The following is a 24,712-nucleotide window of genomic DNA, read 5'->3' as shown; positions in this document are numbered from 1 at the left end:
CGGGGCGCACGACTTGCGCCCCGGCCTTTTTTGCGGGTTAATCCCGCCCGAAATTCAATCAAAACGCCGGGGGCTGCCATGACCCATATTCTCGCCATTGACCAGGGAACCACTTCGTCGCGCGCCATTCTGTTTGACGCGGACATGAAGATTACCGCGACTGCGCAGGAAGAGTTCCCACAGCATTTCCCCGACAGCGGCTGGGTTGAACATGATCCGGGTGATCTGTGGTCGACCACCGCCGGGACATGCCGTGCGGCCATAGAAAAGGCGGGCCTTGGACCCGAGGACATTGCCGCCATCGGGATCACGAACCAGCGTGAAACGGTCGTGGTCTGGGACAAGGAAACCGGCAAACCGGTGTACAACGCCATTGTCTGGCAGGACCGGCGCACAGCGGATTACTGCCGCGAGCTGCGCGAAGCGGGTCATGACAAAATGATCACCGACCGCACCGGTCTGCTAGCGGATCCGTATTTCTCCGCTACGAAACTGAAGTGGATTCTTGATCATGTTGAGGGTGCCCGCGACCGGGCCAGCCGTGGTGAACTGCTGTTCGGCACGGTGGATTGTTTTCTGATCTGGAAGCTGACCGGTGGCGTCTCGCATGTGACTGATGCGACGAATGCCGCGCGCACGTCTCTTTATGACATTCACAAAGGGCGCTGGAGCACGACGATCTGTGAGCTCTTTGATATCCCGATGAATATGCTGCCCGAGGTCCGGGACTGTGCTGCTGATTTCGGAACAACACGTCCTGATCTTTTTGGCCGCCCGGTGCCAATTCTGGGCGTAGCAGGTGACCAGCAGGCCGCCACAATAGGTCAGGCCTGTTTTGAGCCGGGTATGCTGAAATCAACCTATGGCACCGGGTGTTTTGCGCTACTCAACACCGGTGAGACGGCAGTCACGTCGAAAAACCGGCTGCTGACCACCATCGCCTATCAGTTTGACGGCAAGCCGACCTATGCCTTGGAGGGGTCTATTTTTGTGGCCGGTGCGGTTGTGCAATGGCTGCGGGACGGTCTGAAGATCATCAGGGACGCTGCCGAGACGCAGCCCCTGGCGGAAAAAGCCGACCCGAACCAGAATATCGTACTTGTGCCGGCCTTTGTGGGCCTTGGCGCACCTTACTGGCATGCGGAATGCCGCGGCGCAGTTTATGGTCTGACCCGTAATTCGGGTCCGGAGGAATTCGCCCGTGCGGCCCTCGAAAGCGTAGGATATCAGACCCGCGACCTGCTTGAGGCGATGCAGGCCGACTGGCAGGGCGAGGGGGCAAGTGCCACTCTGCGCGTGGATGGCGGCATGTCGGCCTCTGACTGGGCGATGCAGTTTCTGTCGGACATCATCGGGGCGTCTGTCGACCGGCCTGAGGTTCTGGAAACCACTGCCCTTGGGGCCGCCTGGCTGGCAGGACAGCGCGCGGGCGTCTATCCGGATATGCAGGGCTTTTCGCAGAGCTGGCGGCTGGAACGCACGTTTGATCCGGCGATGCCCGATGCGGAACGTGATGAGAAATACGGCAACTGGAAGCGTGCTGTGCAATCGACGCTGGCCTACTGATCCGGGCATGTCTGATCCATTCAGCTTTCTGACCGCAGGACAAATCCTTTTCGGCCGCGGGCAGTCGGCAAAAGCTTCGGGCATTGTCATGGGTTTCGGCACGCGTGCGCTGCTGGTGCGGGGCCGTTCGGTGGCTTTTGCCGATACGCTGCGCCAGGAGCTTGAAGACACAGGCGCAGACGTCTGTGAAGTTTTCTGCTCTGCTGAACCGGATGTCGATATGGTCAGAGCCGGGCTGGACGCCGGTCGGCGCGCCGAATGCACGGTGGTCGTCTCGGTTGGAGGTGGTGCGGTTGTTGATCTTGGAAAAGCGCTTGCCGCACTGCTGCCAGGTACAACGGATGTTATGGACCACCTGGAAGGTGTGGGCGGGGGCGCACCGCTTGCCGCAGATCCCATGCCGTTCGTTGCTATTCCGACGACTTCCGGTACGGGTGCTGAGGTCACAAAGAACGCCGTGATCGCTGTCCCTGAGGCGAGGCGCAAAGTCAGTCTGCGCGACGACCGTATACTGCCTGACATTGCGTTGATTGATCCAGCGCTTACAGATGGCGCACCGCGTGCTATGACACTGGCCGCCGGCCTCGACGCGGTCACGCAGGTGATTGAGCCCTATCTCTGCAACCGTACCAATCCGCTGATAGACGCACTTTGCCGCGCAGCAATACCGCAGGGGCTGCGGGCGCTGGCCATCCTGGAGCAAAGCGAGGATCCCGCCGCGCGGGATACGATGGCGTTCTGCAGTCTCGCCGGTGGTCTGGCGCTGGCGAATGCTGGGCTCGGCGCGGTGCATGGGCTCGCGGGCGTACTTGGTGGGCGTCTGGGGGCACCGCATGGGCTGATCTGTGGGCGTTTGCTTGGTCCGGTTCTGCACGCGAATGCCAGAGAGATGCAGCGGATCGGTGCGGATACGATCCGCTTTGACGAAGTTGCATCAATGCTTTCTGTCTCGCTCGGCCTGCCGGATGGAGACTTCGCCCGGATTCAGCCGCTGCTTGATCGCTGGGATGTCCTGCGGCTGGGCCAGTGGGTCAGCCAGGACACTGACCTTGAGGCCATTGCCGCCGAGGCAGAGACCGCATCCTCTATGCGGGCCAACCCTTGTCGTCTGCCACGCCAGACGCTCGTCGAGGTTATCCGCGACGCCCTCTGATCGGGCGGCCGCTACTGTCAACCGTGCCTCGCAGCGCTATCTGCAGGCTATGCGGGCATTGCCCGCGCAGATATGACGCACCCCAGAGCCGCCCGACAGGCAAATCAACCATTGCACTTTCCGCGCGAATGTGGTCGTTAGCGCTAACAGACACAAAGACCGCCTGCAATTCACGCGGGCCAGCCGATTCAGGAGAAACAACATGTCGCATACTGTCGGAATCAACGGATTTGGCCGCATTGGCCGCGGCGTCCTGCGCGCCCTGGCAGAAAATGACATTTCCGATGTCGAAGTCGTTGCTATTAATGACCTCTCTTCCCCGGAAACTCTGGCACACCTGCTGAAATACGATTCCGTGCATGGGCGCTTTCAGGGCGAGGTCTCGGTCGAAGGCAGTGCGCTCGTTGTGAACGGCAGGAGCATTGAGGTGACCGCGACGCGTGATCCGGCAGAACTGCCGTGGGGCGGCGTGGATGTCGCGATGGAATGCACGGGCTTCTTTACCAAGCGCACCGCAGCCGAAGCGCATCTGAAGAACGGCTCTAAACGCGTTCTGATCTCTGCACCGGGCACTGACGTGGACCGAACAGTCGTGTTTGGCGTGAACGACAAGGACATGACGAAGGACGATGTCATCATCTCCAATGCGTCCTGTACAACAAACTGCCTTGCACCGGTTGCCTACATTCTGGACCAGCTTGTCGGGATCAAAACCGGCTATATGACCACAATTCATGCTTACACCGGTGACCAGCCATCGCATGACACCGCCCACAAGGATCTTTACCGGGGCCGCGCCGCCGCGCTGTCAATGGTTCCGACCTCAACGGGCGCCGCGCGGGCAATCTCGCTGGTTCTGCCGCATCTTGAGGGGCGTCTTGAGGGCTCCGCAGTGCGGGTGCCGACACCGAATGTGTCGCTTGTCGATCTGACGTTCGTGCCCGAAAAGCCCGCGACAAAGGATGAAATCAACGCAGCGATGAAAGCCGCCGCCGATGGTCCGCTGAAGGGCATTCTGGGGTATGAGGCTGATCCGCTGGTGTCGGTCGACTTCAACCATGATCCGCATTCGTCCACTTTTGCACCGGCGCAGACCAGCGTGACAGCAGACGGCCTGATCCGCGTTGTGAGCTGGTATGACAACGAGTGGGGCTTTGCCAACCGCATGGTCGACACGGGCCGCAAGCTGGCCCAGCTGTCCAAAACCTGAGGCGGCTTCCCCTGACACACCTTCTCTGAGGAGGTACTATGACACTGAATGATACAATTGCGCGCGTGACCGACAGGATCATCGCGCGCAGCGAAGGCCCGCGTGGCGATTATCTGAACCGCATGAAGGCGGCCCGTTCAAAAGGACCCGCCCGCGCGCATCTCAGCTGCAGCGGTCAGGCACATGCCTATGCGGGCGCGGGGCAGGACCAGGATGCGCTGGCGCACAAGTCGGCCGGCAATCTTGGGATCGTGACCACTTACAACGATATGCTCTCAGCGCATCAGCCGTTTGAACGGTTCCCGGAGCTGATCCGGGATGCTGCGCGCGAGGCTGGCGGCACCGCGCAGGTCGCGGGCGGCGTGCCGGCGATGTGTGACGGGGTCACCCAGGGCGAACCGGGCATGGAGCTCAGTCTCTTTTCCCGGGATGTCATCGCAATGGCAACGGCGGTGGCAATGAGCCACAACACGTTCGATGCAGCCGTGTACCTGGGCGTTTGCGACAAAATCGTCCCCGGACTGGTCATCGCGGCACAGACCTTTGGGCATGTCCCAACGATTTTCCTGCCGGCGGGGCCTATGACGTCGGGTTTGTCCAACGAAGAGAAAAGCCAGGTCCGTCAAAAGTTTGCAGCCGGGGAAGTCGGTCGCGAAGAGCTGATGAAAGCGGAAATGGGGGCGTATCACGGGCCCGGGACCTGCACCTTTTATGGTACGGCAAATACCAATCAGATGCTCATGGAATTCATGGGGCTGCACCTGCCGGGGACAAGCTTTGTAACGCCGAACACCGGGCTGCGTGATGCTCTCACCAAGGAAGGTGCGCGGCGCGCGCTGGCCATGTCCGATCTCGGCAATGATTATACGCCGGTCTATGATGTCCTTGATGAAAAGGCGTTTGTAAACGGGATTGTCGGACTGAACGCCACAGGTGGATCAACCAATCTGCTGATCCACCTTGTTGCGATGGCGCGGGCCGGAGGGATTGTGCTCGACTGGGCGGATTTTTCGGACATTTCCGAGGTCACCCCGCTGCTCGCGCGCGTCTACCCAAACGGGCTGGCGGATGTGAATCATTTCCATGCTGCTGGTGGGCTGGGGTACATGATCCACGAACTGCTGGGGGCAGGCCTGCTGCATGCTGATACCAGAACCGTCGCGGGTGGCGGTCTGGAGCTCTATACGCAGGAGCCGAAGTTGCGGGATGGTAAAGCCGTCTGGGAGCCGGGAACGACCAAAAGCCTGAACGAAAAGATCGTGCGCCCTGCCGCTGACCCGTTCCAGCAGACAGGAGGTCTGAAACGTCTGACCGGGTCGCTGGGTAACGCCGTAATGAAAGTTTCAGCCGTAAAGCCTGAACATCAGATCGTCGAGGCACCTGTTCGGGTGTTCAACGATCAGGAAGAAGTGAAGGTTGCCTGCCGCGCACAGGAAATCACGTCAGACACTGTTGTGGTCGTGCGGTTTCAAGGGCCAAAGGCCAATGGCATGCCGGAGCTGCACAGCCTGACGCCGCTGATGAAAAACCTGCAGGCAAAAGGTCTGAATGTAGCACTGGTCACGGATGGCCGCATGTCCGGCGCGTCCGGATCGGTGCCTGCAGCTATTCACGTGAGCCCGGAGGCGCTGGATGGTGGCGCGATCTGCCGATTGCAGGATGGCGATCTGGTCCGCGTTGATGCGGTCGCCGGGACGCTTGATATCCTGACCGAAGGTGTGCTGGAGCGTCCGGCCGCCACGGCCGATCTTTCCGGAAACGAGTTTGGGCTCGGCCGTGAACTCTTCCGGAATTTCCGCAGGGAAGTTGGCACAGCTGATACCGGCGCCTGCGTTTTTTACTGAAGGAACTGAGCAATGATGACACCTGATCAGGCCAGCAAGCGCGCCCGCGAAATCTGCGGTCTGGCACCGATTGTGCCGGTCTTGGTGGTCCGTGACGCCACCACTGCGCGGCCCCTGGCGGAGGCTCTTGTCGCCGGTGGGCTGCCGGCGCTTGAGGTGACGCTGCGGACGCCGGCGGCGCTTGATGTGATCTCGGAAATGGCAAAGGTGCCCGGCGGTGTTGTCGGGGCAGGTACGCTTGTGACACCGGCAGATGTGGTCGCTGCAAAAGCCGCCGGCGCGACCTTTGGCGTTTCGCCGGGAGCGACAGATGCCCTGATCGCAGCCTGCGAGGAACATGAACTTCCACTTCTGGCCGGAGCTGCAACGGCGTCAGAAGCCATGCGGATGCTGGAGCGCGGCTATGATGTGCTCAAGTTCTTCCCGGCGGAAGCCTCGGGCGGGGCACCCGCGCTCAAAGCAATCGGCGCTCCACTGCCGCAGATCTCGTTCTGCCCGACCGGTGGCGTAAGCCCGTCGAATGCGATGGATTATCTGTCATTGTCCAATGTGATCTGCGCTGGCGGAAGCTGGGTCGCGCCTGCTGACAAGGTGGCTGCAGGGGACTGGGCGGCGGTTGAGGCACTGGCGGCAGAAGCCGCGGCGCTGGCGCGCTGACAGTCCTGAACCATTGACGTAACCCGACCCGGGCGGGATAAACCGGGCGACTTATTTTCGGGGATGCCATGATACTGTGCTGCGGAGAGGCGCTGATCGATATGATCCCGGCCCCGGTGACAACCGGTGGAACGGGCTTTGTGCCACATGCGGGCGGGGCGGTTTACAACACAGCCATCGCGCTGGGCAGGCTTGGCGTCGGCACCGGCTTTCTGACCGGGCTGTCGCGGGACCTGTTTGGTGAACAGCTGCGTCAGGGGCTTGAGGAAAGTGGTGTGGATGTAGGCTTTGCTGTGCTGTCTGATCTGCCGACCACGCTGGCCTTTGTGCGACTGACCGACGGGCATGCCACTTATACCTTTTACGACGAGAACACTGCAGGCCGCAGCCTTTTCCCCGACCAGCTGCCGGACCTGCCGGACAGCGTGCGTGCGCTTTATTTCGGTGGGATCAGCCTGATCAGCGAGCCCTGCGCGGATTTTTACGCGGGACTTGCCCTGCGTGATGCAGACACGCGGGCGATTGTGATGGATCCGAACATCCGCCCGGGCTTTATCCGGGATGAGGCGCGTTACCGGGCGCGTCTCGACCTTATGATCGCGCGGGCAGATATCCTGAAAGTGTCGGATGAGGACCTGGAGTGGATCCTGCCCGGGCCGGGCCCGCTGGCCGAAAAAGCACAGGCCATTCAAAGCAAAGGCCCGCGCGTTGTCATTGTTACACGCGGCAGCGAGGGCGCGTCAGCGTGGCTGGCAGACGGGAGCCATGCAGAGGCCCCGGCCCGCAAGGTAAAAGTCGCGGATACAGTCGGCGCAGGGGATACTTTCAACGCCGGTGTCATCGAAGCACTGAACGCCGGTGATCTCCTGCAAAAGGACCGGATTGCGGACATCACTGCGGCTCATATGGAAAGCGCGCTGGCACGGGGGGCGGAGGTCGCTGCCGTAACCGTCTCGCGCGCCGGGGCGAACCCACCCTGGGCGCATGAGCTTTCCGGCTTGGACCTTGCGTGACTTCGCAGTAAGTTCTTCGCTCCGAATCCGGGCGCGTGCGTGGCCCCGAAAACAGTAAAGAGATTTTATGCCTGATCAGAGCATTCCAGACGTGAACGAGTTCAGCGCCGCAATCCTGCGTCACCTCAAACAATCCCTTGGCAAGGATGCGCCGCATGCTTCCCGCTATGACTGGCGCATGTCGCTGTCACTTGCCCTGCGGGACATGGTCGTTGATCCCTGGTTTGAGAGCACGCGCCGGACCTACGAGGCCCGGGGCAAGCGCGTTTATTATCTCTCGATGGAATTCCTGATTGGTCGTCTGATCGAGGATGTCGCGGTCAATCTTCGGATGGAAGACGTGGCACAGGAAGCTATGGCTGCGCTGGGGCAGGACTACGCAGCGGTCGTTGCCGACGAGCCGGATGCGGCGCTTGGCAATGGTGGGCTTGGCCGTCTGGCAGCCTGTTTTATGGATTCCCTCGCAACACTCGGGATCCCGGCCTACGGCTACGGTATCCGCTATGAGCATGGGCTGTTTGAACAGCACTTCGAAAAGGGCCGCCAGATCGAAACGGCGGAAACCTGGCTGGAACAACGGCACGTCTGGGAGTTTGAGCGCCCGGAAGTCTCTTATCCGATCCGGTTTGGCGGACATGTCAGTGAAGAGGGCGACAAAACCATCTGGCACCCGGCGGAAACCGTTATCGCATCTGCTTATGACACGCCGGTAGTCGGCTGGCGCGGGCGCTGGGCGAACACCCTGCGGCTGTGGGCTGCGCGCCCGGACATCAGTTTTGACCTGGAGAGCTTCAACAGAGGGGACTACCTCGCGGCCAGCGCACCGGAGGCACTTGCCCGGACGATCAGCCGCGTTCTGTACCCGGATGACACAACTGACATTGGTAAGGAACTGCGTCTGAAGCAGGAGTATTTCTTTACCTCGGCCTCGCTCCAGGACCTGATCCGGCGGTTTCTCAGTGAAGAAGATGATCTGGAGACGCTCGCCGATCATGTAGCTATTCAGCTCAATGATACACACCCCGCCATTGCTGGCCCGGAACTGGTGCGGATCCTGATAGACGAGCACGGTTTTGAGGTATCCCGCGCGATCGCGGTCGCACGCGGATGCCTCGCGTATACCAACCACACGCTGCTGCCGGAAGCGCTGGAGCGCTGGCCGGAAGACCTCATCGCGCGTGTGCTGCCAAGGCACCACCGGATTATCCAGCTGATCGAGGCTGCTCATTTCGCCGAAGCCGGTGATGCCGTCCGCATTTTCGAGCACGGCGAGGTCAAGATGGGCGAGCTGGCCTTTGTCATGGCGCATCGGGTGAACGGCGTGTCCGCACTGCATTCTGATCTGGTCCGCGAAACTGTGTTTGCCGATCTCAACGCGGCCTATCCGGGCCGGATCATCAACCAGACGAACGGCATTACACCACGTCGCTGGCTGTATTCGTGCAACCCGCCGCTGCGCAATCTGATCAATGACACCATCGGCACGGCCTGGCCTGATGATCTGGAACAGCTGCAGGGGCTGAATGCGCATCTCGATGATGCAGCGTTTATCGACCGTTTTCAGTCCGCGAAAGATGCAAACAAGGCGCGTCTGGCGGCCTGGCTTCATGACCGGGACGGCGTGACCCTGAACACGGATGCGATGTTTGATGTGCAGATCAAGCGCATTCACGAATACAAACGCCAGCTGATGAACCTGCTGGAAACGGTGGCGCTCTGGAACGAGATCCGTGACAACCCCGGCGCCCATCAGACGCCGCGTGTGAAGATCTTCGCGGGCAAAGCGGCGCCGGGATACGTCGTGGCGAAAGAGATCATTCATCTGATCAACGATGTGGCCACAATGATCAATGCTGATCCGGCCACGCGCGATCTGCTGCAGGTCGTCTACCCGGAAAACTACAACGTCTCGATGGCAGAGCTGCTGATCCCTGCGACTGATCTGAGCGAACAGATTTCGACCGCAGGCAAAGAGGCTTCCGGGACCGGAAATATGAAGTTTGCGCTGAATGGTGCGCCGACCATCGGAACACTCGACGGTGCCAACGTCGAGATCCGCGAATGCGTCGGGGCAGAGAACTTTTTCCTCTTTGGCCTGACGGCAGCTCAGGTCGCTGAACGGCGCCTGGAGCCGGGGTATGCAGCGCGGGCAGTTGATGCCAGCCCGCGCCTGGGCCGCGTCCTTGAACAGATCCGCAGTGGTGTGTTCTCGCCGGGACAAAAGGACCGGTACGCGGGTCTGGTCGCGGGACTGATCGAGCATGACTATTTCCTCGTGACCTGCGACTTCGACAGCTATTTTGACACACAGCGCACCGTGGATGCTGCCTTTGCCGATCACCGTGGCTGGACCAGACTTGCCGCGCTCAACACTGCGCGGGTAGGGTGGTTCTCATCTGACCGGACGATCAGCGGGTATGCGCGTGACATCTGGAATGTCTCGTCCCTGAGCGGGCAGGGCAGCACACGCCGTGATGTGGCCTGACCGGATCCGGCGCGGAAAGGAGTAAGCTCTCTGACCCTCAGCGAGTCTGATAAGCACAGAATAATCTCCGGGACACATCCGGACCCGTTCTCCGTTCTCGGATTACATGAGGTTGACGGCAGGTTAACGCTGCGCGCCTTTGTGCCGGGTGCTGAAGCCATTGAGGCCGTGGATGCCAGAACCGGACGGAGAATTGTCAGCCTGTCGCCGGTGTCGGGTGCGCCGGATCTCTTTGAAGGCGTTGCGTCCCGGCGCAAAAAACCATTCGCGTATAGCTATCGCATCACGGGCAACGGACACACCTGGACCGAAGAGGATGCCTATCGCTTTGGCCCGGTGATCGGCGAGATGGATGAGCACCTGATCAGCGAGGGCGCACACCGGTCTCTCTGGCGTGTTCTGGGTGCGCACGTGATGACGCATCAGGGCGTTGCCGGCACGCATTTCGGGGTCTGGGCGCCGAATGCCTCGCGGGTTTCTGTGGTGGGCGATTTCAATCTCTGGGATGGGCGCCGTCATACCATGCGCAGGCGTGGCGCAACCGGCGTCTGGGAGATTTTTGTTCCCGGCGTGAGTGAGAACACAGTTTATAAATACGAAATCCTGGATGCTTTGGGCAATGTTCTGCCACAGAAAGCAGACCCCTATGGCTTCGGCGCGGAGCACCCGCCGCGCACAGGGTCGGTGGTACGGCAGATCGAGGGCTATGACTGGCAGGACAACCCCTGGATGACCGGGCGCGATGCCCGTCAGCGCTTTGATCAGCCAATGTCTGTCTATGAGGTTCATCTGGGCTCGTGGCGGCGCGTGCCGGGAGAGGACAACCGGCCGCTGAGCTACGCCGAGCACGCTCGGGAACTTGTCAGCTATGCGTCTGATATGGGGTTCACCCACATTGAGCTGATGCCGGTCTCGGAATTTCCTTTTGATGGGTCCTGGGGATACCAGCCCGTGGGTCTTTATGCCCCGACCGTCCGGCACGGCACCGCAGATGAGTTCCGCGCTTTTGTCGAGGCCTGTCACGCTGCTGATCTGGGGCTGATCCTCGACTGGGTGCCCGGACATTTCCCCGAAGATCCGCATGGCCTGGGAGTGTTTGATGGCAGCCACCTCTATGAACACGCTGACCGCAAGGAAGGGTTCCACCCTGACTGGAACACGCTGGTGTTCAATTACGGGCGTGCCGAGGTCCGCAATTACCTGACAGCCAACGCGCTTTACTGGCTGAAGGAACACCACATTGACGGGCTGCGTGTCGACGCTGTGGCCTCCATGCTCTACCGCGATTATTCGCGCAAGGACGGAGAGTGGATCCCGAACAAGGACGGGGGGCGCGAGAACTATGAGGCCATCGGTTTCCTCCAGGACATGAACACGCTGGCATATGGCGAGGTGCATGGCATCATGACTGTGGCCGAGGAATCCACCGCCTTTCCCGGTGTGACGGCCCCGGCGGATCAGGGCGGCCTCGGGTTCGGGTTCAAATGGAACATGGGCTGGATGAACGACACGCTCAGTTACATGAGCGAGGACCCGGTTCATCGCAAATTCCACCATTCAAAAATGACGTTTGGCCTGCATTACGCTTTTTCCGAGAACTTTGTACTGCCGCTGAGCCACGACGAAGTTGTGCACGGCAAAGGCTCTCTGCTCGACAAGATGCCGGGCGAGGGTGCGCAGAAATTTGCGAACCTGCGGGCCTATTACGGGTTCATGTGGGGGCATCCGGGCAAGAAGCTGTTGTTTATGGGCGGAGAGTTCGCGCAGGGCCGAGAATGGAACCACGACAGCAGCCTCGACTGGCATCTGCTGGACAGTGAGCACCATCGCGGTGTGCAGTCGCTGGTACGGGATCTGAATGCGGTGTACCGCGCCCATCCGGCACTGTGGCAGCGCGATGCATCCCCGGACGGATTTGAATGGCGCGATGAAACCAATGCGGACATGTCGGTCTTTGCCTGGCTGCGCCACGGAAACGATGGTGTGCCGCCGGTTCTGGTGGTGTCCAATATGACACCGGTTGCGCGCATCAATTATCTGGTTGGGGTTCCGGAACCAGGCCGCTGGCTTGAGCGTTTGAACACGAACGCTGCCGAGTATGGCGGGGACGGACTTGGAAATATGGGGAGCGTTGAGGCCACAGGTCAGAGCGTTGCCGGAAGCGACCAGGCACTCAGTCTGACGCTGCCGCCCCTGAGTACACTGTTTTTCGTGCCCGCACGCGACTGATCGCGGTATACACGGGAGCAGGGAGAAAAAGGGGAGGAACCGGAATGAACACGGAATCGCAGCGGCTGGCACAGCAGACCATGGCATTTGTCCTGGCAGGGGGGCGGGGCAGCCGCCTCTATGAACTGACCGACATCCGCGCAAAACCGGCGATGTATTTCGGTGGCAAGAGCCGGATTATCGATTTCCCACTATCTAATGCGGTCAATTCCGGTATCCGGCGCATCGGTGTCGCCACGCAGTACAAAGCGCATTCGCTGATCCGTCATCTGCAGCGGGGCTGGAGCTTTTTCCGGGCGGAACGTAACGAGAGCCTCGATATCCTGCCGGCCTCGCAGCAGATGAACAATGAGAACTGGTACAAGGGCACGGCCGATGCTGTCGCCCAGAACAGGGATATCATCGAGGGCTACGGGCCGAAGTATATCATTATTCTGGCTGGCGATCACATCTACAAGCAGGACTACTCCCTGATGATCAAGCACCACGTGGAAAGTGGTGCCGATGTGACGGTTGGCTGCATAGAGGTGCCGCGGATGGATGCCACGGGCTTTGGCGTGATGGCAGTCGATACCGAGGACCAGATCCTCGATTTCGTGGAAAAACCCAAAGATCCGCCCGCCATGCCCAATGATCCGGACCGGGCGCTGGCCAGTATGGGCATCTATGTTTTTGAAACGGCCCGCATGTTTGAGATCATGGCCCAGTGCGAGGCCGATCCCGACTACAACTTTGATTTCGGCGGCGATGTGATCCCGAAGATCGTGCGCGAAGGTAAAGCGGTTGCGCATCCTTTCAGCCGTTCCTGCGTCAGGGGAGAAAACGAAGCGACGGCCTACTGGCGTGACGTCGGCACTGTGGATGCCTTCTGGCAGGCGAACATCGACCTGACGGACTTTGACCCGGAGCTGGACCTTTATGACACGGAATGGCCGATCTGGACGTATTCGGAACTGACCGCGCCGGCCAAATTCATTCACAATGAGGAAGGCCGGCGGGGCTCGGCTGTGTCGTCGATGGTCTCGGGCGGGTGCATCATTTCTGGCTCCACCCTGGAGCGTTGCCTGCTTTTCACCGGGGTACAGACCCACTCGTTCAGCCAGCTGAACGGGGTGGTTGCGATGCCCTACGCGGTGATCAACAGGAACGCGCGGCTGACAAATGTGGTGGTAGACCGGGGGGTCGAAATCCCGCAGGGGCTGGTTGTGGGAGAGGACGCGGAACTGGATGCACAACGGTTCCGGCGCACCGACAACGGAATCTGCCTCATCACGCAGCCGATGATCGACAAGCTGGACCACTGACTGCATGAAAATACTCTTCGTCGCCTCAGAATGCGCGCCGTTTGTGAAGACCGGCGGTCTGGCTGATGTCATTGGTGCCGTGCCAAAATCGCTGAAAGCGCATGGCGCGGAGGCGCGCGTGATGCTGCCGGTCTATCCGGCCCTGCGGCCCCTCGCGGACAAGGCACGGGAAGTCTGGCAGGACGCTGATCTGATGGGCGGTGATGCACGGCTGCTGGCCTGTCGTGCCGAAGGAATTGACCTTCTGCTGCTGGATGCCCCCCACCTTTTCGACCGGGCCGGCGCTATCTATCTCGGGCCGGATGGCCGGGATTGGCCGGACAACGCGGAACGGTTCGCCGGTCTGTCCCGCGCAGCAGCAGCTGTCGGAACGGGGGCGCTGAAGGACTGGACGCCTGATCTGGTGCATATGCATGACTGGCAGGCCGGTCTGGTGCCCGCATATATGAGCCAGATCAGCAACCAGCCACCGCCGACTGTGATGACGATCCACAACATCGCATTCCAGGGACTGTTCGATCGCCGGGTCATGAAAAAGCTGGGCCTTGCGTCCCGACATTACACCCGTGACGGCGCGGAATTCTGGGGTCAGCTTGGGTTTCTCAAGGCCGGTCTTGCGATGGCCGACCGGATTACCACCGTCAGCCCGACATACGCCCGCGAACTGATGCTGCCCGAATTCGGGATGGGGCTCGAAGGGCTGATGCGGCACCGCCGGGATGACCTGACCGGTATCCTCAACGGGATTGATACGGACGTCTGGGATCCCGCAAATGACCCCCATATTGCCGCGCCGTATTCCGCGCGGGGGCTCAAGGGCAAACAGAAAAACCAGCGGGCGCTGATGAAACGCTTTGGCCTCCGGGACGGGGACGGACCGCTCTTTTGTGTGATAAGCAGGCTGACCACACAAAAGGGTCTCGATCTGCTTCTTGAGGCGCTGCCACGGCTGGTGTCCAATGGCGGTCGTCTGGCGCTGCTTGGCAGTGGAGAACGCGGTCTCGAAACCGGGTTTGCGGCGGCGGCGCATAAATGGCCAGGTTCAGTCGGCACCGTCATCGGTTATGATGAGCCGCTGTCGCATCTGATACAGGCAGGCAGCGATGCTATTCTGATCCCGTCCCGGTTTGAGCCCTGTGGCCTGACGCAGCTTTATGGTCTGCGCTATGGCACCCTGCCGGTGGTCGCCCGGACGGGGGGGCTGGCAGATACGGTGATTGACGCCAACGAGGCCGCAATGGCGGCAGGCGTGGCAACGGGCGTTCAGTTTGCACCGGTGACCACTGCCGCGCTCGAAGATGCAATCGCGCGCACCTGTGACCTTTACAGGCAACCGGCTGTCTGGACTGCGATGATGCGGCGGGCCATGAAACACCCTGTTGGCTGGGACACAGCGGCGGGTCAGTACATGGCGCTCTACTGTAGTCTCGCAGGCAGCGACTGACGTGCCGGACCGGGTCATGGCGTTTCATATCACCGAGGGTGCGCCGCATCCCATGGGCGCGGTCCCGCGGGACGATGGCGTCAACTTTGCCGTCTTCTCTGCACACGCCCACCGGATCGAGCTTTGCCTGTTTGCGGCCGATGGGTCCGGCGAGACGCAGCGGCTGGTGCTGCCCGAACGGACGGGCGACGTCTGGCACGGCTTTGTTCCCGGACTGAAGGCGGGGTCGCTTTATGGTTACCGGGTGCATGGTCCATATGCGCCTGCAGAAGGCCACCGGTTCAATCCGCACAAGCTTCTGATGGACCCGTACACGCGCGAACTGCACGGCGCGTGGCAGAACGGCCCCGCGCTCCTGGGCTACAGGGCGGATGCTGTGGACGAGGACCTTTCCTTTGACACGGCGGATTCAGCACCCTTTGTGCCGAAATCTGTCGTGCCGGAGCAGGCTCTTTTCTGTCTGGATGAACCGCGGCTGAACCTGCCGTGGGATGAAACACTGATCTATGAGGCCCACGTCAAAGGGCTGACCCAACTGCACCCGGATGTGCATCAGGCCGTGCGCGGCACCTATGATGGTCTGGCCAGCGATGCGGTGATCGATCACCTGCAGCGTCTCGGCATCACCGCAATCGAACTGTTGCCGGTGCACGCTTTTCTCAATGACGCTTTTTTACTGCGCAAGGGGCTGACAAATTACTGGGGCTACAACACAGCGGGCTTTTTCGCGCCGGAGCCGCGTTATTTTGGACCGGCCGGTTTTGCCGGGTTCCGGCAGATGGTCCGCCGGTTTCACGCGGCGGGCATCGAGGTCATCCTCGATGTGGTCTACAACCACACCGCCGAAGGTGACCAGCGCGGGCCGACAATTTCTTTCCGCGGCCTCGACAATGCGTCGTATTACCGGCTCCGTCACGGAGACCGGCGGCACTACGTAAATGATACAGGCACCGGCAATACGGTGAACGTCTCCAATCCGCATGTGCTGCAGATGGTGATGGACAGCCTGCGCTTCTGGGCAGGCAACATGGGTGTCGACGGGTTCCGGTTTGATCTGGGCACCACTCTGGGCCGCGAGGATCACGGATTTGATCCCGAGGGCGGCTTTTTCGATGCGCTGCGTCAGGATCCGGTGCTTGCCGGTGTCAAACTGATTGCCGAGCCCTGGGACATCGGTCCCGGTGGGTATAACCTCGGCGGATTTCCCGCACCTTTCGCCGAATGGAATGACACCTGGCGCGACACGACGCGGCGGTTCTGGAAAAAGATCTGCACGCAGGGCAGGAGCTTGGCGCGCGCCTGACAGGGTCAGCCGATCGTTTTGATCACAGCGGCCGCAAGGTCTGGAGCACGGTGAACTTTCTTGCTGCCCACGACGGTTTTACGCTGGCGGATGTCAGCGCCTATAATGATCGTCATAATGAGGCCAACGGCGAAGACAACCGCGATGGTCATCACAGCAATCATTCCGACAACTGCGGCATTGAAGGGCCGACAGATGACGCGGACATCCTCGCGCGCCGCCGCCTGCGGCAGCGTAATATGCTCGCGACCCTGTTTCTGTCGCAGGGGACGCCGATGCTGCTGGCGGGCGACGAAGCAGGACATTCCCAGATGGGCAATAACAATGCCTATTGTCAGGACAACGAAACGACCTGGATTAACTGGGCAGGCGCCGACGCGGAACTGATGCGATTCGTCAAAGAGCTGTCGGCCTTTCGCCGCGCGCACCCCGTTCTGCGCCAGAGCCGTTTCCTGCATGGTGAAACGCGGGCGTCAGACGGGCGGCCTGACATCACCTGGCATGATGCCGGGGCCAGAGCGCTGAACTGGCGCGATCCCTGCCTATCTGCCATTTGTGTCATGCTGCGCGGCGCTGCGGGTGGTCCGCATGACCGGAACAGCCGCGACACGGTGCATGTGGCGATGATCAACAGTGATGAAGAAATCAAAATTTCTCTGCCGTCGCTGCCGGAGGGCCTCGTCTGGCATCGCGGAATTGACACCCGATGGCCTGATGTAGCGCACGATGCCAGCGCAGGCGGGCGTGAGTTTACAGTGCATGGGCCCGTTGTTCTCGCGCATTATGCGGCGCCGGAGACGGCACCGTGACGGCGGACGGGCAGCTGCGGGAACTTGCTGCATCCGCAGGAATTTTCCCGGACTTCAAGGACCTGGAGGGTGAGGTCCGTGCAACGGGTCCGGAAACTCAGCGCGCCCTGTTGCGCGCCTGTGGCATTGCCGCAGAGACGCCGGGCGAAGTAGCTGACAGCCTTGCGGCGGTTCGGGCCGCATCTGATACAGCCTGGTTGCCACGCGATGTTTTCGCGACCAGCGGTAAACCTCAGCGTCTTACCGCAAAGACCGATTGCGACTGGTGTATTCTGGCGGACGGGTCCGGCGACGTTCTTGCCCAGGGGAGCACCCGTGACCTGACACTGCAACTGCCTGCACTGCCGTCGGGCGTTCACCGGCTGCGCCTGGAAAAGGGTGCATCGGTCCAGGAGGTGAGCCTGCTGGTCAGTCCCAGGCTGACACCATCGCTGCAGCAGACGGGTGCAGGCGACAAAACATGGGGTGTTGTTGCGGCCCTCTACGGCCTGCATTCACGCGAAAACACCGGGCCCGGCTCCTACCGCGAACTTGGTACACTGGCATCCGCGCTGGGCGGGCAGGGGGCGGCCTTTCTGGGCATCAATCCGGTGCATGCGCCGGGCTGGGCGGACAAGGAGACGATCTCGCCGTATTCGCCCGGCCACCGCGGGTTCCTGAACACCGGACATATTGCGGTCTCCGCTGATCACCCGCACGTGCTGCAGGGAGACCTGCTCGACTACGCCGCGCGCCGGCCACTGCACGATGCTGCGCTGGAAGCTGCAGCGCAGACGTTCTTTAAAGACGGAAAGGGGTCTGAACAGCAGGCGTTCGACGCATTCTGTTCGGCAGGTGGGGCAGCACTGCGCGACTTTGCGCGGTTTGAGACGCTGAGTGAAAAACACGGGGCTGACTGGCGTCGCTGGCCCGCTCTTCTGCAAAGCCCGTCCGGCACCAGCAGCAGTGCTGACCCTGAGCGTGACAGGTTCCACATGTGGCTGCAGTGGACCGCTGACTGCCAGTTGCGCGCAGCACAGCAGGCGGGGCTGTCTGCGGGCATGCCGGTGGGGCTGTATCTCGACCTGGCTGTCGGCGCGCGGCGCGGTGGGGCCGAGGCCTGGGCGGCTCAGGACGCCATTGCCAGGGGAGTGTCCATTGGCGCGCCCCCGGACCATCTGAGCCCCGCGGGGCAGAACTGGAAGCTGACCGGCTATGCGCCAACCGGCCTGCAGGCCACGCGTTACGATGCGTTCCGCCAGGTGCTTGCCGCCACAATGCGGCACTGCGGCCTCATGCGTATCGACCATGTGCTGGGCCTGAACCGCAGTTACTGGATCCCGGATGACGGCAGCCCGGGCGGATATATCCGGCAACCCTTCCGCGCGCTGATGGCCGTGATCGCGATCGAGGCTGAACGCGCCGGCACTGTCATCGTCGGTGAAGACCTTGGGCTCGTGCCGCCAGGCTTTCGCGAGGAGATGCGGTCGCGTGGGCTTTATGGCTATACCGTTCTGCAGTTTGAAAAAACACGCAACGGTCGGTTCAGACGGCCGGCGCGCCTGCAACCGCAGACGCTTGCCTGTTTCGGAACGCATGATACGCCCACACTGCGCGGATACCTCGAGGGGCAGGACATCCGGTGGTGGGAAAAACTGGGGTGGATCGACAGAGATGCACGCGCTGCCGCAGAACAGCAGCGGGCGGCGTATATCGCCACGCTGCCCGGCGTTCCGGCGCGTACGTCGCCCGAAACAGGTGCGGAGCGGGCACGGGATGGCATCCACCGCGCACTGGCAGGTGGGGCCTCCGCGATGGTTGCGGTGCAGCTGGATGATGTGCTGAATATACCTCAGGCGCAGAACCTGCCCGGAACCGTCTCGGAACATCCCAACTGGCGCAGGCGTTACCCTGTTGATGTAGAAAGCCTTGCCGGAAACGCCGGACTGGCAAAAACCGCGCAGATCATGGCCCAGGCGGGCCGGTCCGCGGGACCAGAAGACACAAGAAAGGATAACTGATGCAGATCGTTACCGTCTCCAAAGGCCCGTTTGAGGGGCAAAAACCCGGGACATCCGGGCTGCGCAAGAAAACCCGCGTTTTCATGGAGCCGGGGTATCTGGAGTGTTTTGTCCAGTCGGTTTTCAACGCCATCGGTGGCGCGCAGGGCAAGAGTTTTGTCGTCGGTGGGGACGGGCGGTACTACAACCGCGAGGCTATCCAGAGCATTCTGAGAATGGCCGCCGCGAACGGGGCTGCACGCGTGATCGTGGGACAGGGTGGCCTGCTGTCGACACCTGCGGTGTCTAACCTGATCCGGCAGCGTGGCACCGACGGTGGTCTGGTCCTGTCGGCCAGTCACAACCCCGGTGGGATCGATGCGGATTTCGGCATCAAATACAATATCTCGAACGGCGGCCCTGCGCCCGAGAATATCACGGCCGGAATTTTTGAGCAGACGCGGTCGATTTCTTCCTATGCCACGCTCGACACCCCGGATATCGATCTGAGCACAGTGGGCCCGGCGTCGCTGGGCGGTATGGTGGTCGAGGTGGTGGATCCGGTAACGGAGTACCAGGCGCTGATGGAAACCCTGTTTGACTTTGACCGGATCGCCGGCCTTTTCAAAGGGGGTTTCACCCTGAGGTTCGATGCGATGCATGCGGTTACCGGTCCCTATGCCAAAGCCATTCTTGAGGACCGTCTGGGTGCGCCGGCAGGGTCTGTTGTGAATGCAGTGCCCAGTGAGGATTTCGGTGGTGGGCATCCGGACCCCAATCCGGTCTGGGCCAAAGAACTGATGGACCTGATGATGTCCGATGCGGCCCCGGATTTCGGCGCGGCATCGGACGGGGACGGGGACCGTAATATGATCGTCGGTCGCGGGGTCTATGTGACGCCCTCAGACAGCCTGGCGGTGCTGGCAGCCAATGCGCATCTGGCCCCGGGTTACCGTGCGGGTCTGGCCGGTGTTGCCCGGTCCATGCCGACCAGTGGCGCGAGCGACCGGGTGGCCGCGAAGCTGGGCATCAACAGTTTTGAGACGCCGACCGGATGGAAATTCTTTGGCAATCTTCTGGACGCGGGCAAGGTCACGCTCTGCGGTGAGGAAAGCGCCGGAACCGGCTCAGACCACGTTCGCGAAAAAGATGGCCTCTGGGCGGTTCTGCTGTGGCTCAACATTCTGGCAGAGGCCGGGCGGTCCGTAGAGCAGATCCTGACGGATCACTGGGCGGAGTTCGGGCGGAACTACTATTCCCGCCATGACTATGAGGCCGTGCCAACGGAAGCCGCTCAGGCTGTAATGGACCGGGTTTCGCAGCGTCTTGGCGATCTTCCGGGCACTGTTGCGGCGGGCCAGACGGTCAGTGCGGCGGACAGCTTTGCCTATCATGATCCGGTTGATGGCTCGGTCAGTGAAAACCAGGGGCTGCGGGTCTCCTTTGAGGGTGGCGGGCGTGCAGTGCTGCGACTGTCCGGCACCGGAACCGAAGGGGCCACTCTGCGCGTCTATCTCGAACAATACGCCGACCCTCAGGCGGATCACGGGCTGGACGCTGAAACGGCCCTGGCCGGTGTGCGGGACGCGCTTCTGGAGATCGCTGATCTTGGCACTCTCATCGGCCGGACAGAGCCGGACGTGAGAACCTGACCCTACAACCAGACCGCGGCCGGAACATCGGTTCCGGACTGCATTCCATACCGGGCTAAACCATGCGCGCGTTTATCTTTGCAGCTTCCCTGATCTTCGGCTCCACCGCTTGGGCCGGTCCGCCGGACCCCGTCGTGGACGCAGACTATACGCCCGTGGATATGGATCAGGTCCGGCTGGGTCAGATGCTGTTTTATGACCCCATCCTGTCGGGCAACCGGAATATTTCCTGTGCCACCTGCCATCATCCGAAGTTTGGCACCGGTGACGGTGTTGCCCTGTCGCTTGGCGAAGGTGGCAGGGGCCTGGGCCCGGACCGTGTTGCGGACCCGGACAATCTGCCTGAACAGCGCATCCCGCGGAATGCGCCGGCTCTGTTCAATCTGGGGGCGCATGAATTCACCGTGCTGTTTCACGATGGCCGGATCGAAAAAGACGCATCCAAACCGGGTGGTATCCGTACGCCCATAGGTGCCGAGATGAACCAGGGCTTCGCCAGCCTGCTGTCGGCACAGACGATGTTCCCGGTGCTCAGCGCGGATGAAATGGCGGGACACTACAGTGAGAACGCCATCAGCAAGGCGGTGCGCCAGGGACGCATTACCGGACCTGGCGGCGCATGGGATCTGCTGAGCCGGCGGGTGCTGGAGACACCGGGATACGCACCGCTGATTGAGGCGGCTTTCCCGGACCGGGACGCGTTTGGGTTTACAGATATCTCTGATGCGGTTGCAGCCTTCATGGCCTTTGAATGGCGGTCCGATACCAGCCCGTTCGACGCATATCTGCGCGGTGAGGCGCCGCTGGAAGCCAACGCCGCTGCTGGGATGGCGCTCTTTTACGGTGAGGCGCAGTGCGCGACCTGTCACAGCGGGAAATTCCAGACCGATCACCGCTTTCACGCCATGGGCGTTCCGCAGTTTGGTCCCGGCAAGGCTGCGCGGTTTGAACGCCATGTGCGGGACACAGGCCGGATGCGTGTGACCGGGCGTGAGAGTGATGCCTACGCTTTCCGAACACCATCATTGCGGAACGTTGCGGCCACAGGGCCCTGGGGGCACACGGGAAGTCATGCAAATCTGGCAGCCTTTATTGCCGATCATGCGGATCCGGTGGCGGCTGTCGACCGGTTTGATCCCGCAACAGTTCAGCTGCCCCTGCTCGCAGGTGTTGATGACTGGCGTCACCACAATGACCCCGGTGAACAGGCCCTCCTGAAAGCTGCAATTGATGCCACTCCGGTACGTCTGGAAGAGCAGGAAATCGCAGAACTCACGGCTTTTCTTGAAAGCCTGACGGATGTTGCGGCGATCGAGGGACGTCTTGGTATTCCGGCATCAGTTCCCAGCGGGCTGCCGGTGGACCGTTAAGGCTGCAGCAGGATGCGGCTGTTTGCCCGTGCCTCGTGCCGGGTCTCAGCACCGTCCGGCCATGTGACAGTGACTGTTGCGCTGGTCGCGGCACTCAGCCCAAAGTGCAGTGGTCCCGTCTGCCCCCCTCCGTGCCCGCCGCCTACCGTTACCTCCTGCATCTGACGCCGGTCTGCGGTTTGAACGCTCACCAGGGCCGACACCGCCCGCGTGTTGGGGGCAGGCGCGCGCAGTTCGATCCGGAGCCAGTTGCCCGTGTCCGATGTCACGTTGCGGTAAAGCTCCATCGGAGCCCGCCGGTTCACAACCACAAGATCAAGCCGCCCGTCGTCATCAAGATCGGCCAGCGCGGCCCCGCGCGATCTGGCCGTTGTCGCGACCCCGGCCGCAACGGAAACTTCTTCAAAACTGCCATCTGTCTTCTGGCGCAGCAGGCTGTTCGGGTCCTCCATCGCAAGGCCTGGCATCTGATCGACGTTGCCTTTGGCGATAAACAGGTCCGCAAGACCATCGTTGTCGACATCGCCGAACTCTGCGTGCCAGCCGGTGGACGGCCGGCCATCGTCACCGATGTGGGGGCGCTGCGCATAGGTGCCCAGTGAATAGGGGGCCGCCTGATAGGTGCCGTCTGGTCCGGCAATCTGCATCAGTTGATCACCCATTGACGTTAGCATCACCTCGGACACACCGTCGCCGGTGATGTCCCGGCTTGCGATCCCCATGCCCCAGAGCTGGACATCCTCCCATCCATCTTCAGGTCCCAGAAACCTGTTCTCAGCCAGGTCAAACATCTGTTCTTTTCCACCGCGGACATAATAATGCCGGTCGTTCGAAAGCCGCAGGCGGGTTTTCCCGGTGGCATCCCGCGCAAACAGCGCAGACAGCGCACAGAAACCCGGGCTCAGGTCTGATGCCGCAAAGGCGTTTCCATCCCATCGGTGAAGACGGTTATCATCGCAGGCTTCAAAAGGGCCATCCGGGTCATCCCGATCGACATAATTGCCGATGGCCAGAACCGGCCCTTCGTCTGTCCATGTGGCCGAAAAGGACGTCGACCAGGCGTCTCCCCCGTCAAACCCCAGAAGATCATTCGCCGGTGTGAAGCCGCAGTCACCATCGCCACGCAGTAACTGGTTTTCGCCAACGCGCAGCACCATGAGGTCCAGGTGTCCGTCACCATCAGCATCAAGAGGCCAGGCTCCTGTCACCCCTGTCATGTCGGGCAGCGGCGCGGTGTCGAACGTCATGCTCCCGCGGTTCAGGAACAGACGGGCAGGGGCTGTCCCACCGGCTGCCAGCAGTTCAGGCAGTGCGTCCCCATTGCAGTCAAAGACCGCGACGCCGCCCCCCACGAAATGCTCCCAGCCGCCGGAATACACATGTTCCGGTAATGCGCCCGAGTGGTTCTCAAAGATGACATCTGCTGATGCCGCCTGCGCACAAAGCAAAAGTGCTGCGACCCTCATGCGTGGCCCTCGGCCATCGTGTCCGCAACCTCTGACAGGGCCAGCGCTGCCGCGCCGTGAGCCCACATCAGGTCACCCCAGGCGTGGATTTCGACCTGTTGCGGTGCGTCCTCTGGCCTGTTCAGCGCCAGCTGGTGCATTTCGCGCATAACGTCGTCGGCATAGAGGTAGTCATACTGCATACGCTCGCCGGCCAGGATGATGAGCGAAGGGTCAAAGATGTTCACAACATTCGCAAGGCCGAGGGCGAGAAACCGGCCTGCACGGCGAAAGATGATGCGGGCGGCCTCATTGCCGGCTTTGGCCTGTTCGAAAAGCCGCGCGAGCATCACATCCGCGCCCAGTGTCGCGTCGGGCATGGCGTCGAGCGCTGTTGAGGCCTCACGGACGAGGGCATAATCGGCCACGTAAGCTTCCAGCATCCGCGCTGACCACACTGGCACAGCGCGCCGTCAAGCTGCACCTTTGTATGGCCGAGCTCCATACCCAGCGACCCGGCACCGCGGTAAAGACGGTGGTTGATGACGAGGCCCATGCCGACGCCCTGTTCAATGGTGACAACAGCAAAGTCGGCCATGGCACGCCCCTTGCCGAACCAGAGCTCGGCCAGCGTGACGAGGTTGGCGTCGTTGTCGACGGCAACAGGCACGCCGAAAAGGTCTTCGGCCAGTGTCCGCAGCGGCCTGTCGGTTTCCGTCAGCAGGGGGGACCACACCATGCGGCCTGTGCTGTATTCGATCATCCCGGGCATGCCGAGCCCGATACAGGCGATGTCAGCCCGCTCCAGACCGGCTTTCTGCAACAGCGCATCCAGCACCCGTCCGGTTTCATCCAGTACCTGATCCAGTGTGCGCCGCCGCTGATCCGTCTCAAGACTGAACTCTGCTTTGGGTTCTCCGGCTGCATCCACGAGAAGCGCTGTATGGCGCGTCCTCGACAGCTTGATGCCGACCACATAACCGGCTTCCGGGTTCACAGACAGGGCCACGGGCGGACGGCCGCGGGTTGTGGCCCGGCTGCTGTCCGGGTTCTCCAGCAGGAGGCCCAGGTCCATCAGTTCACCGACAACCGTGGTAACGGAGGCCGGGCTGACCCTGAGCTGCTTTGCAACATCAATACGCGGGATCTGCCCTGCGGAGCGGACGCATTCGAACACACGGTGCCGCAGACTGCTGGACGGGGCTTCCGATTCGGGTCGGATCGGTCCGCATCCTGTGGGCGCATCCGG

At 61.5% G+C, this 24,712-nt stretch carries 14 protein-coding genes and 2 pseudogenes; 14 read left to right on the top strand and 2 right to left on the bottom strand.

Annotated elements, in window-relative coordinates:
- The first annotated feature begins 78 nt into the window (after positions 1–78).
- The 14 genes and pseudogenes from glpK (at position 79) to ACZ1HA_RS10405 (ending at position 22,018) form a co-directional block, all read left to right on the top strand.
- Positions 79–1,566, top strand: coding sequence for a glycerol kinase GlpK (glpK, locus tag ACZ1HA_RS10470; protein WP_472713812.1), 1,488 nt, complete (start codon positions 79–81; stop codon positions 1,564–1,566).
- Positions 1,567–1,573: 7 nt separating this feature from the next.
- Complete coding sequence (locus ACZ1HA_RS10465; protein ID WP_472713811.1) at positions 1,574–2,719, top strand: iron-containing alcohol dehydrogenase; 1,146 nt, start codon at positions 1,574–1,576, stop codon at positions 2,717–2,719.
- 202 nt (positions 2,720–2,921) lie between these two features.
- The gene (gene gap, locus ACZ1HA_RS10460) at positions 2,922–3,929 is read left to right on the top strand and encodes a type I glyceraldehyde-3-phosphate dehydrogenase (protein WP_375230586.1); all 1,008 of its coding nucleotides are present in this window, start codon (positions 2,922–2,924) and stop codon (positions 3,927–3,929) included.
- Positions 3,930–3,967: 38 nt separating this feature from the next.
- Positions 3,968–5,773 (top strand): phosphogluconate dehydratase, encoded by a 1,806-nt coding sequence (gene edd, locus ACZ1HA_RS10455; protein WP_472713810.1) that lies wholly within the window; start codon positions 3,968–3,970, stop codon positions 5,771–5,773.
- Positions 5,774–5,788: 15 nt separating this feature from the next.
- The gene (eda, locus tag ACZ1HA_RS10450) at positions 5,789–6,430 is read left to right on the top strand and encodes a bifunctional 4-hydroxy-2-oxoglutarate aldolase/2-dehydro-3-deoxy-phosphogluconate aldolase (protein ID WP_472715319.1); all 642 of its coding nucleotides are present in this window, start codon (positions 5,789–5,791) and stop codon (positions 6,428–6,430) included.
- 68 nt (positions 6,431–6,498) lie between these two features.
- Complete coding sequence (locus ACZ1HA_RS10445; protein WP_472713809.1) at positions 6,499–7,443, top strand: carbohydrate kinase family protein; 945 nt, start codon at positions 6,499–6,501, stop codon at positions 7,441–7,443.
- A 67-nt stretch (positions 7,444–7,510) separates the two neighbouring features.
- The gene (locus ACZ1HA_RS10440; protein ID WP_472713808.1) at positions 7,511–9,928 is read left to right on the top strand and encodes a glycogen/starch/alpha-glucan phosphorylase; all 2,418 of its coding nucleotides are present in this window, start codon (positions 7,511–7,513) and stop codon (positions 9,926–9,928) included.
- Positions 9,929–9,958: 30 nt separating this feature from the next.
- Positions 9,959–12,157 (top strand): 1,4-alpha-glucan branching protein GlgB, encoded by a 2,199-nt coding sequence (gene glgB, locus ACZ1HA_RS10435; protein WP_472715318.1) that lies wholly within the window; start codon positions 9,959–9,961, stop codon positions 12,155–12,157.
- A gap of 44 nt (positions 12,158–12,201) precedes the next feature.
- Entirely contained in the window at positions 12,202–13,461 is a 1,260-nt protein-coding gene (glgC, locus tag ACZ1HA_RS10430) for a glucose-1-phosphate adenylyltransferase (protein ID WP_436399080.1), read from the top strand.
- A gap of 4 nt (positions 13,462–13,465) precedes the next feature.
- A complete protein-coding gene (glgA, locus tag ACZ1HA_RS10425) occupies positions 13,466–14,905 on the top strand; it encodes a glycogen synthase GlgA (RefSeq protein WP_472713807.1) in 1,440 nt (479 codons plus the stop codon).
- 16 nt (positions 14,906–14,921) lie between these two features.
- Positions 14,922–17,017: pseudogene (gene glgX / locus ACZ1HA_RS10420) on the top strand (glycogen debranching protein GlgX).
- Positions 17,014–19,017, top strand: a complete 2,004-nt coding sequence (gene malQ, locus ACZ1HA_RS10415; protein ID WP_472713806.1) for a 4-alpha-glucanotransferase — start codon at positions 17,014–17,016, stop codon at positions 19,015–19,017. Before glgX ends, malQ begins: the two are co-directional and overlap by 4 nt.
- Complete coding sequence (locus tag ACZ1HA_RS10410; protein ID WP_472713805.1) at positions 19,017–20,648, top strand: alpha-D-glucose phosphate-specific phosphoglucomutase; 1,632 nt, start codon at positions 19,017–19,019, stop codon at positions 20,646–20,648. Before malQ ends, ACZ1HA_RS10410 begins: the two co-directional genes overlap by 1 nt.
- Positions 20,649–20,710: 62 nt before the next feature.
- Positions 20,711–22,018: a cytochrome-c peroxidase gene (locus ACZ1HA_RS10405; RefSeq protein WP_472713804.1), complete on the top strand. Its 1,308-nt coding sequence runs from the start codon at positions 20,711–20,713 to the stop codon at positions 22,016–22,018.
- On the opposite strand, the gene ACZ1HA_RS10400 is transcribed toward ACZ1HA_RS10405, so the two are convergent.
- The gene (locus ACZ1HA_RS10400; protein WP_472713803.1) at positions 22,015–23,484 is read right to left on the bottom strand and encodes a CRTAC1 family protein; all 1,470 of its coding nucleotides are present in this window, start codon (positions 23,482–23,484) and stop codon (positions 22,015–22,017) included. The two genes, ACZ1HA_RS10405 and ACZ1HA_RS10400, sit on opposite strands and share 4 nt — an antisense overlap.
- Positions 23,481–24,538: pseudogene (locus ACZ1HA_RS10395) on the bottom strand (ROK family protein). The gene ACZ1HA_RS10400 and the pseudogene ACZ1HA_RS10395 overlap by 4 nt, the downstream one beginning before the upstream one ends.
- Between the last annotated feature and the right edge of the window lie 174 nt (positions 24,539–24,712).

The sequence above is a fragment of the Roseobacter sp. S87 genome (assembly GCF_055693285.1).
Note: the sequence above shows the minus strand (reverse complement) of the source record. Positions and strands in the feature narration are given on the sequence as shown.

Bases quoted from the DNA above. Each gene is read 5' to 3' on its own strand.
- glpK (WP_472713812.1), top strand. From the start codon at position 79: ATGACCCATATTCTCGCCATTGACCAGGGAACCACTTCGTCGCGCGCC.
- ACZ1HA_RS10465 (WP_472713811.1), top strand. From the start codon at position 1,574: ATGTCTGATCCATTCAGCTTTCTGACCGCAGGACAAATCCTTTTCGGC.
- gap (WP_375230586.1), top strand. From the start codon at position 2,922: ATGTCGCATACTGTCGGAATCAACGGATTTGGCCGCATTGGCCGCGGC.
- edd (WP_472713810.1), top strand. From the start codon at position 3,968: ATGACACTGAATGATACAATTGCGCGCGTGACCGACAGGATCATCGCG.
- eda (WP_472715319.1), top strand. From the start codon at position 5,789: ATGACACCTGATCAGGCCAGCAAGCGCGCCCGCGAAATCTGCGGTCTG.
- ACZ1HA_RS10445 (WP_472713809.1), top strand. From the start codon at position 6,499: ATGATACTGTGCTGCGGAGAGGCGCTGATCGATATGATCCCGGCCCCG.
- ACZ1HA_RS10440 (WP_472713808.1), top strand. From the start codon at position 7,511: ATGCCTGATCAGAGCATTCCAGACGTGAACGAGTTCAGCGCCGCAATC.
- glgC (WP_436399080.1), top strand. From the start codon at position 12,202: ATGAACACGGAATCGCAGCGGCTGGCACAGCAGACCATGGCATTTGTC.
- glgA (WP_472713807.1), top strand. From the start codon at position 13,466: ATGAAAATACTCTTCGTCGCCTCAGAATGCGCGCCGTTTGTGAAGACC.
- ACZ1HA_RS10410 (WP_472713805.1), top strand. From the start codon at position 19,017: ATGCAGATCGTTACCGTCTCCAAAGGCCCGTTTGAGGGGCAAAAACCC.
- ACZ1HA_RS10405 (WP_472713804.1), top strand. From the start codon at position 20,711: ATGCGCGCGTTTATCTTTGCAGCTTCCCTGATCTTCGGCTCCACCGCT.
- ACZ1HA_RS10400 (WP_472713803.1), bottom strand. From the start codon at position 23,484: ATGAGGGTCGCAGCACTTTTGCTTTGTGCGCAGGCGGCATCAGCAGAT.